Origin of the sequence: Kumtagia ephedrae (assembly GCF_003012745.1) — a bacterium.
GTDB lineage: Bacteria > Pseudomonadota > Alphaproteobacteria > Rhizobiales > Rhizobiaceae > Kumtagia > Kumtagia ephedrae.
The window spans coordinates 93,036-106,260 of the sequence record NZ_PXYK01000001.1; the positions used below are offsets into that span (position 1 = coordinate 93,036).

Sequence of the window (13,225 nt, forward strand, 5' to 3'; positions counted from 1 at the left end):
TGGGCGGCCTGACCGGCAGACCGGCGGTCTCCCTTGCGAACCCCCGGGGTTGGACCTCTCCGCGGAGAGGCGCGGCATTCTTCAATATAGCGGCTCCTCGAAAAGTTTCGTCTCGCCGTCCATCAAAGCCTTGATCTGCGGCGTCCCATCCGCGCCGACGGCAGCCACGATGCCGAAGCTTCGCACGTTCATGTCGCGCTCGATCGGCCGCCCCTCGCCCTCCGGCAGGTAGAAGCGTTCCATGCCGTAGTCGACCGACAGCGTCGCGTCCGGCCCGAGGTTCCAGGCCGGGGCGACGCGGCCGCGCAGGTCCACCTCCTCCGCACCGGCCGGCTGTTCGGGCGCGCCGCCCAGCTTTGCCGACGCTGCCCCCCAGTATCCATCGGCTTCCCGGCGCAGACGTACATGGATGTTGCCGGCCGCGACTGTGCCGTCGGCAGGCATGTCCGCCACCATGCCGACGGGGATGCGGGAGATCTCGTAGCCGAGCCGCACATAATCGCCGCGCAGGAGGTCGCGCGGGTCGACCGGCTCCACCTTGAGCAGTATCTCGCGGCCGTCGCGCAGCACCGCGGCGCGCGCAAGGATGATCCAGGACAGGAAGCCGATCTGGACGATCGCCAAAGCGAGCGCGGCGAGGACAAGGTGTTTCGGGCGCATCATGCTGCCACCTCCCCGCCACCACCCAGGCGACGCTCGATGCGGATGATGAGAAAGGCGACGAGGCCGAGCGCGAGACCCGAGGCGAGGAACAGGCTGGCCGTATCGAGCATGGTGCCCACGGTCGCGACATAGAGGAAAGCGAGTTCGCTAAAGAAACCGAGATAGGCGAGCCAGCGCAGGCCGCGGCTGTCGCGTCCGGCGAGCAGGATCGCCGCGGCGATGGCCGCGAACACGACGAGCGCGCAGACGACGAGCAGCGCAGTGTCATCGGAGTGTTCGAGCTGCACCATGGCCGCGCCGACCAGAAAGCCGATCAGCCCATGCAGCGGCAGCCGCCCGTCGAGCCGGGTCAGCCGCTCGACCGGTTCGGCAGCCAGGACGGAGACGGCGAAGACGACCGCCGACACCGCGGCAAGGCAAAGCCCGACCACCGCCACGTCGGCCACGCCGGTGAGCAGCACCGCGTAGGCGACCAGCGACAGAAGAAGGAGATGGCGCGCCACCACGCTGCCGCTCCACAGCGAGACCAGCCAGAGCCCGAGTGCCAGCGCCGGATAGGCAAGCGGCAGGTCGCCACGGCCCCACAGGTCGAAGCCTTCGGTGACCATCCAGCATGCAGCGATGCCGACCGCCGCGACCGTCAGCGGGCCGGAGCACAGGGCAACCGCCGCCAGCGCCGTGCCGGCGCACCAGGTGAGGATCGCCGCCTCCTCGTCGCCGGACAGGTGATACATCTGGCCGATCAGCGCGATCGCCCCGCCGAAAGCGGTGGCCGCGATCAGCCATGCGCCCTCGGCGAATGCGCCATGGCCGCGGTTCTTCAGCAGCGCGCCGCCGAGATAGCCGGCGAGAATGAGCGCGAACAGCAGGCCGACGCGCCCCAGCCGCGGCAGCGCCTCCCAGTTGGCGGCGACGAGCAGCAGCAGAGCAGCGCAGAACAGCAGTGCCGCCATCATCAGCAGCACCGAGCCGAAGCTCAGCGACCGCCGGTCGTTGGCCGCAGCATCCGCCAGCAGGGCCTCACCGGTCGAGGCGTCGATCAGTCCGAGGCCGATCCAGCGCTCCACATCGCGCCGGAGACGCTTCCCGTAGCCCGCCATTCCCGTCCCTCCCAGACGCACCGCCTACGACTTTAGTTTTAGTCGGCAAGCTTTTGACGTCGCGTCATATTCTCGAATCGGCTGCAGAGCCGCCGCACCCGCTAAAACCGATTAATGTTGCATTGCACAAACCGCATTGCTGCCATGCGGTATCGGCACTTTTAATCCGGGTGGCCCGCCCTTATTTTCGGACCGTGAAGAAAAGAGACGAACGACAGAAGCACCGAGAACGACCATGAACCTGATCCGCAACTATCGCAACTGGCGCCGCTACCGGGAGACCGTTTCCGAGCTGAGCCGCCTGTCCAACCGCGACCTTTCCGATCTCGGCTTCACCCGCAGCGACATTCCCCACGTGGCGCGCAAGGCGATCTGACGAATTTCGCCGGGACCGACCTCCTCCCCGGTCCCGACGGATACGGCCAGTCTTCATCCTCCTCCCGATGACTGGCCACCAAAACGGCACCCGCCGGACCTCCTCCCCCGGCGGGTGCTGTTGAAAACGGGCTTCGCACCCACCACATGCGAAAAGAACATCGCCGACCCTACCTCCTCCCAGGGTTCGGCGACTACGGGCAGCCTTCTCCTCCTCCCGAACGCTGCCCGGCCTATGCGGCACCCGCCGGACCTCCTCCCCCGGCGGGTGCTGTAAACTTCGGGCTTCGCACCCGTGACCTGCGAAAAGAACATCGCCGGCCCATCCTCCTCCCAGGGTCCGGCGACTACGGGCAGCCTTCACCTCCTCCCGAACGCTGCCCGGCCTATGCGACACCCGCCGGACCTCCTCCCCCGGCGGGTGTTGTGTTTCGTGGCCCAACCGACAGTTCTCCCGCACCACCTGGCATCATCCATGCGCGTGACCTATGTCCCGTGGATCAACGCCTATTCATCCCTAGGAGATCGGCATGACCAAGCGAGCACTCGGCCGCACCGGGATTTCGATTGCGCCCCTGGTCCTCGGCGGCAACGTCTTCGGATGGACCGCCGACAAGAAGACCTCCTTCGACCTGCTCGACCGCTTCGCCGAGGCCGGCCTCGACGCCATCGACACGGCCGATGCCTATTCCAGGTGGGTGCCCGGCAATTCCGGCGGTGAATCCGAGACGATCATCGGCGAATGGATGAAGAGCCGCGGCAACCGCGACAAGGTCGTGGTCATCACGAAAGTCGGGTCCGACATGGGCCAGGGCAGGAAGGACCTGTCGGCGAAATGGATTTTGGAGGAGGTCGAGGCCTCGCTGCGGCGGCTGCGGACCGACCACATCGACGTCTATCTCTCGCACTGGCACGATCCCGAGACGCCCTATGCAGAGACGCTCGGCGCCTACGACAAGCTGCTGAAGGCCGGCAAGGTGCGCTCCATCGGCGCCTCCAACCATGATGCCAGCCAGTTGCGCGAGGCGCTCGACGTGGCGAAGTCGCAAGGCCTGCCCCGCTACGAAGTGCTGCAGCCGGAATATAATCTCTACGATCGCGGCAGCTTCGACGGGGCGCTGAGCGAACTTGCCAGCGCCGAGGGGCTCGGCGTCATCACCTATTTCAGCTTGGCGCGCGGCTTCCTCGCCGGAAAGTACCGGAGCGAGGCCGACCTCGGCAAAAGCCCGCGCGGCGGCGGCGTGTCGGGCTATCTCAACCCGCGCGGCTACGCCATCCTCGCTGCGCTGGACGCGGTATCGGCGAAGCATGGCGCACAGCCCGCCGAAGTGGCGCTAGCCTGGGTCATCGCGCGTCCCGAGGTGACCGCGCCGATCGCCAGCGCGACGTCCCTGGACCAGATGGACAGCCTGATCAGGGCGGTGAGCCTCGATCTCGACCCCGACGACATCGTGCAGCTCGACAGGGCAAGCGCACCATCCTAGGGCGACATCTCCTGATCTAACGTTCGCCCCACACGCCGCGAGTTCGCCAGCGGGCCAGCGGTATGATGTCCGGCGCACCGCCGGCCGGCTCGTACCAGCTGTCCACCACCCATCTTTCACCCGCCTTGTCGGCAATCACGGCGGTGAAGTGCGGATAGCGGCGGTCGGCAAGGAAGCCGCGGGATACTTTGCGCTGGACGGTATGGTGTCTCAGCATGCCCCGGCTCTCCAGCAGTTCAAGCAGGCTGGTGGTGTTGGTGGATTCGTCGATGCAATCCATCTGGCCGCGTTCAAGGCCACCAGAGAAATCGCCCTTCGCACGATCCCGGATTCCCACAGCCGCCGTGGCCCTGCGCTCGTAATATTGCACGGCCTTCGAGATCGCGCGGCGCTCGGCCGCGGCCGACGACGCACCGCTACGCAAGATGGATGCGATGTCCTTGAGGTCGCCCGGGCCCAATTCCAGCCGCGTCCTGAAGCTGCATGAATAGCCATGGCAGACGGTCAACGGGACGGCGTGACTCACGTCTGCGGTGCCGATGGCCGACAGCACGACCACCCCTGCGACGGAAATGCGTTTGCCCAGCGCCATCGACCACATAATGGAGGCGGCTTCCCCCGCTTACAAGCCGTGCGTGGAACGTTGCTTTCCCGGCCCCGCGGGCATATGTCCCCGGCCATGACGACGAAACCCATCCACATCATCGGCGGCGGGCTGGCCGGCTCGGAAGCTGCCTGGCAGGCCGCGCAGGCCGGTGTGCCGGTCGTGCTGCATGAGATGCGTCCGGTGCGCGGCACCGACGCGCACAAGACCGACGGGCTTGCCGAGCTGGTGTGCTCCAACTCCTTCCGCTCCGATGACGCCGAAGCCAATGCCGTCGGCCTGCTGCATGCCGAGATGCGGCTGGCGAACTCGCTGATCATGGCGAGCGGCGACGCCAACCAGGTGCCGGCCGGCGGGGCGCTGGCGGTCGACCGCGATGGGTTTTCCGCCGCCGTGACGGCGAGGCTGGGAGCGCATCCGCTGATCAGCATCGTACGTGAAGAGGTGACCGGCCTGCCGCCGGAGGACTGGGACCAGGCGATCATCGCCACCGGCCCGCTGACCGCGCCGGCGCTGGCCGAGGCGATCGCCCAAAGGACCGGCGCGGACGCGCTCGCCTTCTTCGATGCGATCGCGCCGATCGTGCATTTCGACACGATCGACATGGACACCTGCTGGTTCCAGTCGCGCTACGACAAGGTCGGGCCGGGCGGCACCGGCAAGGATTACATCAACTGCCCGATGGACAAGGCGCAATACGAGGCATTCGTCCAGGCGCTGCTCGATGGTCAAAAGACCGAGTTCAAGCAGTGGGAGGGCACGCCTTATTTCGACGGCTGCCTGCCGATCGAGGTGATGGCCGAGCGCGGCCCGGAGACCCTGCGGCATGGGCCGATGAAGCCGATGGGGCTGACCAACGCGCATAATCCGACGGTGAAGGCTTATGCGGTCGTGCAGTTGCGCCAGGACAATGCGCTGGGCACGCTCTACAACATGGTCGGCTTCCAGACGAAGCTGAAGCATGGCGAGCAGGTGCGCATCTTCCGCACGATCCCCGGCCTGGAGAATGCCGAGTTCGCGCGGCTGGGCGGCCTGCACCGCAACACCTACATCAACTCGCCGACCCTGCTCGACCCAACGCTGCAATTGAAAGGCCGGCCAGGCCTGCGCTTCGCCGGCCAGATCACCGGCTGCGAGGGTTATGTCGAGAGCGCCGCGATCGGCCTTCTGGCCGGCCGCTTCGCCGCCGCCCAGCGTCTCGGCAGGCCTGTTTCACCGCCGCCGGCAACCACCGCCTTCGGCGCGCTGCTCAATCACATCACCGGCGGCCACATCGTCTCCGACGACGAGCCCGGCAAACGCTCGTTCCAGCCCATGAACGTCAATTTCGGCCTGTTCCCGCCGCTGGAGCCCGGCACGAAGCTCAAACCGGACAGCTTCGAGGGTCGTTTCCGCGGCAAGGACAAGGCGATCGCCAAGAAGAAGGCGACGTCGGCGCGCGCATTGCGCGATTGCCGGGCCTGGCTGGGACTGGCTCCGGCGGCGCAGGCGGCCGAATAGCCGATCGGGCTTGTTGGACGGACTTTCACGAGTAGGATATCATCCTACTCGTGAAAGTCCTGTCGGAGCGTACCCATGGAAAATGCGGAAAAACTCTCGGTCACCGTTACGCCCGCCATGGCGCGGATGATCCGCGAAAAGGTCGAGGACGGCTCCTATGGCTCTGCCAGCGAGGTGATCCGCGCGGCATTGCGCGCCTTGCAGCGCGATGACGAAGAGCATGCCGAGCGCATGGCTTCCATCAGGGAGCGAACCAAGGCATCTCTTGAGGATCCTCGTCCCGCTATCCCGATCGAGGAAGCGTTTGCGATGCTGGAGGACCATATCGACCGGCTGGGAGAGACGGCGGATGATACAAAGGCTGCGCGTGGAGTTGCGACGAAGCGCGCTGGATGATCTGCGCCGCATCGCCGAGTACATAACGAGAGAGTCGGGCAGCGCCGCGGCAGCTCGGCGCTTCGCAAAACGGATCAGGGATCGTTGTCATCGAATAGGTGATGTTCCGCGTGGCGGCAGGGCGCGGGACGATATTTCGCCGGGCCTGCGGACAGTGCCGTTCGAGCGATCTGCAGTGATCACCTATGTCATCGAGGGCGACAGAGTCAGCATCGTCAATGTGTTCTATGGCGGCCGCGATTTCGAGGCCATCCTGCACGGCGAGCGCCCGGATCCCGGTGACGACTGATCATTCCGCCGGCTCGATGCCTGCCCTGCCCGGCAGTCCCGGCCTTCCGGCCTCCGACTGATTGCGCTCCACATAGGCCCGCTTCAGGCTTTCCGAGGTCTGGCGCGAGCCGTCATGGCTCCAGCCGGGCGGCATGAACAGATAGCCGAGGCGCTGGCGCAGCGTCAGGCCCGGCGAAAACACGTCCCTGAAAATGCCGACATATTCGTGGAAGGCGACCCGCAGCGGGTTGAACGTGCCGAGATTCTTCACGATGCCGTAGCGCGGGCGGTCATCCTCCAACTCCTCGACGAAGGTGCCGAACAGCCTGTCCCAGACGATCAGCGTGCCGGCATAGTTGGCGTCGAGATAACGCGGGTTGGTCGCGTGGTGCACACGGTGGTGCGACGGCGTGTTCATGACGAACTCGAACCAGCGGGGCAGCTTGCCGATGGTCTCGGTGTGGATCCAGAACTGCCAGACCAGATTGAAGCCGTAGACGAAAACGATCACCGCCGGGTGGAAGCCGAGCAGCACCATCGGTGCCTGCAGCACGAACATGCCGGTGAACAGCCCCGTCCAGCTTTGCCGCAGCGCCGTCGACAGGTTGTAGTGCTGGCTGGAATGATGGTTGACATGCTCCGCCCACACCCAGCGCACCCGATGGGCGATGCGGTGATACCAGTAGTAGCGCAGATCATCGATCAGGAAGGCGACTGCGAACACCCAGAGCGACAGGCCGAGGTCGAAGAGGCGGAACTGCCAGACCCAGAGCAGGGCGGAATAGGAAACGACGCCGAGCAGCAGTCCGGCAACGACGTTGCCCGTCCCCATCACCAGGCTGGTCAGCGTGTCGCGCGTCTCGAAGGAGCCTTTGGCGCGGCCGGTGCGAACCAGCCATATCTCGATCAGCATGGCGGCGACGAAAAACGGGATCGCGTAGTCCGTCACATTGGGGAATTCGTGGCTTTCCATCGCTCAGGCCGTCCTGGCGCCTGAAGGGGCGAGCGCCGACACGACCGCCTCGGCGGCGCGCGCCTCGGCGAAGGCGAAACGGCCGCCGGTCCAGGTAAAGTCGCGAAAGCGGATCAAGACGGTCGCCGGCTCGCGCAGTTGGACCGAGGCCACGTCCCCAGGTGACGCGATGCGCGTGAAAAAGCCGTCGCCGAAACTCTGCACAATGCCCATTCTGCCGCCGGTCAGGGCCAGAAAGGCCGACTTGCGGTCGATGGTCAGGGTAGCGGTCGACGGCCGCTCGTCGGGGAAATCGCCGAGAAAGATTTGCCGGGCATGGTCGGCATCCGCGACGAGCGCGGGCCGGCTTCCGCCGGTGAAGTGCACGGCGGCCACGGTCAGACTTATGCCGATCGCCACGATGGCGACGAGGATCGGCAGGCTCAAGGCGATTTCCTCCCGGCAGGCATTTCACCCGCCGGCTATGTGGTATCACAATTGACGTTTACGTCAAAGACGGCCTGCGCCAGCCGCGCGAGGCCGTCGTGAGGAGCAGCCAGTGGCGCTTCCAGCCGGCGATGTCGGCCGGTTTCGTGAGGGCCTTTGCCGGTTGCGATGCGATCCGGTCGAGATAGGCCGGCACCAGCGCCAGGAGCAGAAAGGCCGGGCGCAGCGTCTGCGGGATATCCTTGGCGGCGGCTTGGAAGGCCGACAGGTGCTCGCCGGCCAGCGCGGCCATAGCGGCGAAGGCGCGTTCCGCGGCGGCGGCGTTCATGCCTCCGACGAACTCCTCCGGCGTCGTTCCGGCGGCAGCAAGGATGTCGCGCGGGACAAAGCACTGGCCTCGTGCCCGGTGCAGCGGCAGAAGACGCAAAAGCCCGGTGATCGCCTGGGCGCAGCCGGCGTGGCCGGCAAGCGCGGCGAAGTCCGGCGCGGCCCTGGCGTCGAGCACCATCGCGGCAAGCTGGATGACGGCGCCGGCCGTCTCGCCGCAATAGCCTTCCAGGTCGGTGCGCGCCGGCATCGGATCGTCGTAGAGATCGAAGATGCGCGCCTCGAGATAGTTTTGGAAGGCCGCTTCCGGCAAGCCGTAACGATCGATGGTGTCTATCAGCGCGTCGGCCACCGGGTGACCCGTCGGCGCGCCGGCGGCGCGGTTGGCGATCGCATCCCGCCACCATTGCAGCCTGACCTCGCCCGGCAGCGGCTCGCGGATGCGGTCGCGCACGCCGGCGATCTCGGCATTGAAGGCATAGAGCGCCAACAGCGCAGAACGCCTGTCCTGCGGCGCATAGAGCGTCGAGAGATAGCGGTCGTGATCCGCCGTGCGGACGGAATCAGTCACCGGGTCAGCCGTGGAGGTCACCTCAGTCGACGGCAATCAGGGCGGCCGCCACCCTGCGTTCCTCGGCCAGCAGGACGTTGTAGGTTCTGACCGCCGCGCCCGTCGACATCGGATCGGCGGAGATGCAGGCCTGCTTGAAGGCGGCTCTCAACTCGGGCGAGAGCGGCCGCAAATCCCTGCCCATGCCGACCAGCAGGATCTCGACCGAGTCCGCCTCGTCCAGCAACCGGCCGAAATCGGCTGGTGCCAGTGCCGCCGGGTCGGCAGGCTCCCAGCCGTATATGCCCGAGGGCAGGCAGAGCAGCGATCCGCGATGCGACATGTCGGCAAAGCGGAAGCCGCCATTGCCATAGGCCTCGATCGGCGCGCGCCCCGGGAAATGCGCCTTGCGGATGACGATGCCGGCCGCCACGAGACGGCCGGTCAGGTCTGCGATGGCTGCGCGCCCGCCGGCGGCAGCGTCGACTTGCCGTCCTCCTTCGCCTCAAAGCTCTCCGGCCTGAGCTTGAACAGGATCAGCAGAGGGCCGGCCACGAAGATCGAGGAATAGGTGCCGATGAGAACGCCGAAGATCATCGCGAAGGTGAAGGAGCGGATGACCTCCCCGCCGAACAGATAGAGCGCCGTCAGGGCCAGCAGCGTCGTCACGCCGGTGAGAATGGTGCGCGACAGGGTCTGGTTCATCGACAGGTCGAGCAACTGCTCGATCGGCATCTTCTTGTATTTTCGCAGATTCTCGCGAACGCGGTCGTAGACCACGACCGTATCGTTGATCGAATAGCCGACAATGGTGAGTATCGCCGCGATACTGCCCAGATTGAACTCCAGCCCGGTGATGACATAGAGCCCGACCATCATGATCACGTCGTGCACTGTGGAGATCACAGCGCCGAGGCCGAACTGCCATTCGAAGCGGAACCAGATGTAGATCAGCATCGCCGCCAGCGAGGCGAGCACGCCCATGGCGCCGGCCCAGGCGAGCTCGGACGATACCGTCGGCCCCACGGATTCCACGCGGCGGAAATCGTAGCTGTCCTCGAGCGACAGCCGCACTTTCTCGACGACGCTCTGCTCGGCATTGTCGCCTGCTCCCTGGCCTTCCACCCGGATCAGCAGGTCGCGGTCGGAGCCGAACTCCTGGACCTGGACGTCGCCGATGTTCAACTCGCCGAGGACGGCACGCACCTCGGCAGAATCGGCCTTGTCGCCCTTGGCCTGCACCTCGATGCTGGTGCCGCCCATGAAGTCGATGCCGTAGTTCATGTTGACGGCGAAGAACAGCGCGACACAGGCGATCGACAGCGCTGCCGAAAGCGTGAAGGCATATTTGCGCCATGCCATGAACGGCAATCTCGGCTCTTCCGGCAGCAGCCGGATCAGACCGCCGGGCAGATCCTTCGGCTTGGCCTTGCGCAGCCAGATAGCGATCAGCCAGCGCGTCAGCGTAAAGGCCGTGAACACCGTGGTGACGATGCCGATCGCCAGCGTCACGGCGAAGCCGCGGATGGGCCCCGTTCCCATGTAGAACAGGATGACGGCGGCGATGAAGGTGGTGAAATTCGCGTCGACGATGGTCGCCAATGCGCGCGCGAAGCCCTGGTCGAGCGACTGCACCAGCGAGCGGCCCCATCGTCGCTCCTCGCGTACGCGCTCGTAGATGATGACGTTGGAATCGACCGCCATGCCGACGGTGAGCACGATACCGGCGATGCCCGGCATGGTCAGCGTGGCGCCCAGCACCGACAGGATGGCGATGATCAGGATGACGTTGGCGGCCAGGGCGATGTTGGCGATGATGCCGAGCGTGCTGTAGGCAGCCAGCATAAAAACAACCACGAGCACGCCGGCGACGAGAGCGGCGAACTCGCCGGCGGCGATGGAGTCGGCGCCGAGGCTCGGGCCGACGGTGCGCTCCTCGACGATGGTCAAGTCGGCCGGCAGCGCGCCGGCGCGCAGCAGCACCGCCAGATCGTTCGCGGATTCGGCCGTGAAATTGCCGGAAATCTGTCCCGTACCGCCGACGATCGGCTCACGGATCTGCGGCGCCGAGATCACCTGATTGTCGAGGATGATGGCGAACAGCCGCCCGACACCCTGCTGGGTCGCCTGGCCGAAGCGGGCGGCGCCCTTGCTGTCGAAACGGAAGGAGACGACCGGCTCATTGGTGCGCTGGTCGAAGGTCGCCTGGGCGTCGACGAGGTTCTCGCCCGATACGATCACCCGGTCCTCGATTAGATAGGGAACGGGCGGATCGTCGGTCGAATAGAGCACCGAGGTGCCCGCCGGTGGCCGCCCCTGCATCGCTTCCTGGACCGGCACCGACTGATCGACCATCTGGAAGGTGAGCTTGGCCGTCTGCCCGAGAATATCCTTGAGCCGCTGCGGATCCTGGAGGCCCGGCACCTGGACGAGCACGCGGTCGACGCCCTGACGCTGGATGACCGGCTCGGTGGTGCCGAGCTCGTTGACGCGCCGCCCGATCACCTCGATCGACTGGGTGACGGCCGACGACATACGGTAGTCGATGCCCTCGTCGGTAAGCGTATAGCGCAGCAATCCCGGCTCCGGCTCTTCCAGCGTCACCTCGGTGATGGAGCCGGTACCGAACACGCCGCTGGTCACCGGCTGGATCAGCGTCTGCAGCGCCGTCCTGGCCTTGTCGACCTCGTTTGCCTCGCGGATGCGCACCTGCACGGAGCGGCCGGTGCCGGACAGGCCGGTGTAGCCGATCCGGGCGTCGCGCAGCAGGGTGCGGATGTCGTCGCGCACGGCCTGCAGGCGCTCGTTGACGAGATCGTTGCGGTCCACCGCCAGCAGGATGTGCGAGCCGCCCTGCAGGTCGAGCCCGAGCGTCATCGGCCGGCTCGGCACCCAGCCCGGCAGGCTGTCGCGGAACGATTCGGACATCAGGTTGGGAAGCGCAAAGAGCACACCCAGGAGCACGACGCCCCAGATGCCGATCGTCTTCCAGCGTGAAAAATAAAGCATCTGCCTTCAGTCCGTGCCGCGGCCGATCGGGACTCTAGGCCCCGATGGCGTTTATTTCTTGACGTTCTGGTTGGCGATCGGCTCGCCCTTGACGCGCACGTCGGCGATGGTCGAGCGCAGGGCGGTCACCTTCATGCCGCCGAGGTCGATCTCGAGCTCGTTGTCGTCGATCACCTTGGTGACCTTGCCGACGAAGCCGCCGCCGGTGACGACGGTGTCGCCCCTGCGGATCGCGGCCAGCATCTCGTTGCGCTTCTTCAACTGGGTGCGCTGCGGCCGGATGATCAGGAAGTACATGATCACGAAGATGAGGACGAACGGCAGGATACTGATGAACATATCCGGGCCCGCGCCCACGCCCTGTGCATATGCCGGCGTCACGATCATGCGAGAGTGCTCCTGAGGTGGAAAAAGGAGCCGCCATGGCCCCGCCAAAAGTTGGCCGGAATATAGTCGGTCGAGGCGCCATTGCAACCGGCCCGGCGCGGCGGATCGCCGCTTTTCGCCGCTGATTCAGCGGTTTTCGAGAGCCTCGCGACGATCCGCGGCCGCCCCGGCGGCTTACCCGCAGCTTTTTGCCGTCCTGGACCAGCGGCCGCCTCTTGGGCTGACGGGCGGATTCGCGTATCCGTGTGCGCTAACGAAACGTCCGGACGCCTCTCATGCCAAGCCCCTCGCTGCACGCCCTGTCGGAGAAGCTCGACCGCCTGATCGAGGCCGTCGGCCGGATCGCGCCGCCGGCGCCACCGCCGACCGATCTCGACGGCGCCGATTGCTTCGTCTGGTCGGCCGAGCAGGGCGTGCTCGAACCGGTACATCGCATCAACCGCGTCGAGATCGGCCTGATCCGCGGCGTCGACCGGGTGCGCGACATCCTCGTCGACAACACGCAGCGTTTCGCCGCCGGCCTGCCGGCCAACAACGTGCTACTGTGGGGCGCGCGCGGCATGGGAAAATCGTCGCTGGTGAAGGCCGCGCACGCCACAGTCAATGGCGAAGGCAAGACGCCGCTCAAGCTGGTGGAGATCCATCGCGAGGACATCGACACCCTGCCCCGGCTGATGGCGATCCTGAAGACGTCGCCGCACCGCTTCGTCCTGTTCTGCGACGACCTCTCCTTCGACCACGACGACACGTCCTACAAATCGCTCAAGGCGGCGCTCGAAGGCGGAGTCGAGGGCCGGCCTGCCAACGTCATCTTCTACGCGACCTCGAACCGCCGGCATCTTCTGCCGCGCGACATGATCGACAACGAACGCTCGACGGCGATCAATCCATCGGAAGCGGTCGAGGAAAAGGTGTCGCTGTCGGACCGCTTCGGCCTGTGGCTCGGCTTCCACAAATGCTCGCAGGACGAATATCTCGAGATGATCGACGGCTATGTCGGCTATCACGGCCTCGACATGGATCCGGAAACGCTGCGCGCCGAGGCACTGGAATGGGCGACGACGCGCGGCAGCCGCTCCGGTCGCGTCGCCTGGCAGTTCATCCAGGATCTCGCCGGTCGGCTTGGCAAGCCGCTGAAGGATTGAGCGCGGGGCCGCCGTC

General features: G+C 66.0%; 15 protein-coding genes. 6 read left to right on the forward strand and 9 right to left on the reverse strand.

Going from position 1 to position 13,225, the window contains the following annotated elements:
• Window positions 1-81: 81 nt before the first annotated feature.
• A complete protein-coding gene (locus C7I84_RS00520) occupies window positions 82-663 on the reverse strand; it encodes a GDYXXLXY domain-containing protein (protein ID WP_106770189.1) in 582 nt (193 codons plus the stop codon).
• Window positions 660-1,763: a DUF2157 domain-containing protein gene (locus C7I84_RS00525; protein ID WP_106770190.1), complete on the reverse strand. Its 1,104-nt coding sequence runs from the start codon at window positions 1,761-1,763 to the stop codon at window positions 660-662. The genes C7I84_RS00520 and C7I84_RS00525 overlap by 4 nt, the downstream gene beginning before the upstream one ends.
• A 235-nt stretch (window positions 1,764-1,998) precedes the next feature.
• Here C7I84_RS00525 and C7I84_RS00530 point away from each other — a divergent pair, with 235 nt between their 5' ends.
• Both C7I84_RS00530 and C7I84_RS00535 read left to right on the forward strand, forming a co-directional pair.
• Window positions 1,999-2,139 (forward strand): DUF1127 domain-containing protein, encoded by a 141-nt coding sequence (locus tag C7I84_RS00530; protein ID WP_106770191.1) that lies wholly within the window; start codon window positions 1,999-2,001, stop codon window positions 2,137-2,139.
• A 529-nt stretch (window positions 2,140-2,668) separates the two neighbouring features.
• Complete coding sequence (locus C7I84_RS00535; protein WP_106770192.1) at window positions 2,669-3,622, forward strand: aldo/keto reductase; 954 nt, start codon at window positions 2,669-2,671, stop codon at window positions 3,620-3,622.
• A gap of 16 nt (window positions 3,623-3,638) precedes the next feature.
• Here C7I84_RS00535 and C7I84_RS00540 read toward each other — a convergent pair whose 3' ends face one another.
• Window positions 3,639-4,223: a hypothetical protein gene (locus tag C7I84_RS00540; RefSeq protein WP_245428268.1), complete on the reverse strand. Its 585-nt coding sequence runs from the start codon at window positions 4,221-4,223 to the stop codon at window positions 3,639-3,641.
• Between the two features lie 78 nt (window positions 4,224-4,301).
• On the opposite strand from C7I84_RS00540, the gene trmFO reads away from it, so the two are divergent.
• The 3 genes from trmFO (at window position 4,302) to C7I84_RS00555 (ending at window position 6,411) form a co-directional block, all read left to right on the forward strand.
• Window positions 4,302-5,726 carry a methylenetetrahydrofolate--tRNA-(uracil(54)-C(5))-methyltransferase (FADH(2)-oxidizing) TrmFO gene (gene trmFO / locus C7I84_RS00545; protein ID WP_106770423.1) on the forward strand — a complete coding sequence of 475 codons (1,425 nt, stop codon included), beginning with the start codon at window positions 4,302-4,304 and terminating at the stop codon, window positions 5,724-5,726.
• A gap of 75 nt (window positions 5,727-5,801) precedes the next feature.
• Window positions 5,802-6,122, forward strand: coding sequence for a type II toxin-antitoxin system ParD family antitoxin (locus C7I84_RS00550; protein ID WP_106770193.1), 321 nt, complete (start codon window positions 5,802-5,804; stop codon window positions 6,120-6,122).
• Window positions 6,076-6,411 (forward strand): type II toxin-antitoxin system RelE/ParE family toxin, encoded by a 336-nt coding sequence (locus tag C7I84_RS00555; protein WP_106770194.1) that lies wholly within the window; start codon window positions 6,076-6,078, stop codon window positions 6,409-6,411. The genes C7I84_RS00550 and C7I84_RS00555 overlap by 47 nt, the downstream gene beginning before the upstream one ends.
• On the opposite strand, the gene C7I84_RS00560 is transcribed toward C7I84_RS00555, so the two are convergent.
• The 6 genes from C7I84_RS00560 to yajC are packed head-to-tail and all read right to left on the reverse strand — an operon-like array spanning window position 6,412 to window position 12,064.
• Window positions 6,412-7,365 carry a sterol desaturase family protein gene (locus C7I84_RS00560; RefSeq protein WP_106770195.1) on the reverse strand — a complete coding sequence of 318 codons (954 nt, stop codon included), beginning with the start codon at window positions 7,363-7,365 and terminating at the stop codon, window positions 6,412-6,414.
• 3 nt (window positions 7,366-7,368) lie between these two features.
• A complete protein-coding gene (locus C7I84_RS00565; RefSeq protein WP_106770196.1) occupies window positions 7,369-7,791 on the reverse strand; it encodes a hypothetical protein in 423 nt (140 codons plus the stop codon).
• A 58-nt stretch (window positions 7,792-7,849) separates the two neighbouring features.
• Window positions 7,850-8,710, reverse strand: a complete 861-nt coding sequence (locus tag C7I84_RS00570; protein WP_106770197.1) for a phytoene/squalene synthase family protein — start codon at window positions 8,708-8,710, stop codon at window positions 7,850-7,852.
• Window position 8,711: 1 nt separating this feature from the next.
• The gene (locus C7I84_RS00575; RefSeq protein WP_106770198.1) at window positions 8,712-9,101 is read right to left on the reverse strand and encodes an Mth938-like domain-containing protein; all 390 of its coding nucleotides are present in this window, start codon (window positions 9,099-9,101) and stop codon (window positions 8,712-8,714) included.
• 11 nt (window positions 9,102-9,112) lie between these two features.
• A complete protein-coding gene (secDF, locus tag C7I84_RS00580; RefSeq protein WP_106770199.1) occupies window positions 9,113-11,677 on the reverse strand; it encodes a protein translocase subunit SecDF in 2,565 nt (854 codons plus the stop codon).
• A gap of 51 nt (window positions 11,678-11,728) precedes the next feature.
• Window positions 11,729-12,064 carry a preprotein translocase subunit YajC gene (gene yajC, locus C7I84_RS00585; RefSeq protein ID WP_106770200.1) on the reverse strand — a complete coding sequence of 112 codons (336 nt, stop codon included), beginning with the start codon at window positions 12,062-12,064 and terminating at the stop codon, window positions 11,729-11,731.
• Between the two features lie 275 nt (window positions 12,065-12,339).
• Here yajC and C7I84_RS00590 point away from each other — a divergent pair, with 275 nt between their 5' ends.
• Window positions 12,340-13,209 carry an ATP-binding protein gene (locus C7I84_RS00590; RefSeq protein ID WP_106770201.1) on the forward strand — a complete coding sequence of 290 codons (870 nt, stop codon included), beginning with the start codon at window positions 12,340-12,342 and terminating at the stop codon, window positions 13,207-13,209.
• Window positions 13,210-13,225 lie beyond the last annotated feature (16 nt).

Bases quoted from the DNA above. Each gene is read 5' to 3' on its own strand.
- C7I84_RS00555 (WP_106770194.1), top strand. From the start codon at position 6,076: ATGATACAAAGGCTGCGCGTGGAGTTGCGACGAAGCGCGCTGGATGAT.
- C7I84_RS00550 (WP_106770193.1), top strand. From the start codon at position 5,802: ATGGAAAATGCGGAAAAACTCTCGGTCACCGTTACGCCCGCCATGGCG.
- secDF (WP_106770199.1), bottom strand. From the start codon at position 11,677: ATGCTTTATTTTTCACGCTGGAAGACGATCGGCATCTGGGGCGTCGTG.
- C7I84_RS00590 (WP_106770201.1), top strand. From the start codon at position 12,340: ATGCCAAGCCCCTCGCTGCACGCCCTGTCGGAGAAGCTCGACCGCCTG.
- C7I84_RS00540 (WP_245428268.1), bottom strand. From the start codon at position 4,223: ATGTGGTCGATGGCGCTGGGCAAACGCATTTCCGTCGCAGGGGTGGTC.
- C7I84_RS00560 (WP_106770195.1), bottom strand. From the start codon at position 7,365: ATGGAAAGCCACGAATTCCCCAATGTGACGGACTACGCGATCCCGTTT.
- C7I84_RS00535 (WP_106770192.1), top strand. From the start codon at position 2,669: ATGACCAAGCGAGCACTCGGCCGCACCGGGATTTCGATTGCGCCCCTG.
- C7I84_RS00525 (WP_106770190.1), bottom strand. From the start codon at position 1,763: ATGGCGGGCTACGGGAAGCGTCTCCGGCGCGATGTGGAGCGCTGGATC.
- C7I84_RS00520 (WP_106770189.1), bottom strand. From the start codon at position 663: ATGATGCGCCCGAAACACCTTGTCCTCGCCGCGCTCGCTTTGGCGATC.
- yajC (WP_106770200.1), bottom strand. From the start codon at position 12,064: ATGATCGTGACGCCGGCATATGCACAGGGCGTGGGCGCGGGCCCGGAT.
- trmFO (WP_106770423.1), top strand. From the start codon at position 4,302: ATGACGACGAAACCCATCCACATCATCGGCGGCGGGCTGGCCGGCTCG.
- C7I84_RS00530 (WP_106770191.1), top strand. From the start codon at position 1,999: ATGAACCTGATCCGCAACTATCGCAACTGGCGCCGCTACCGGGAGACC.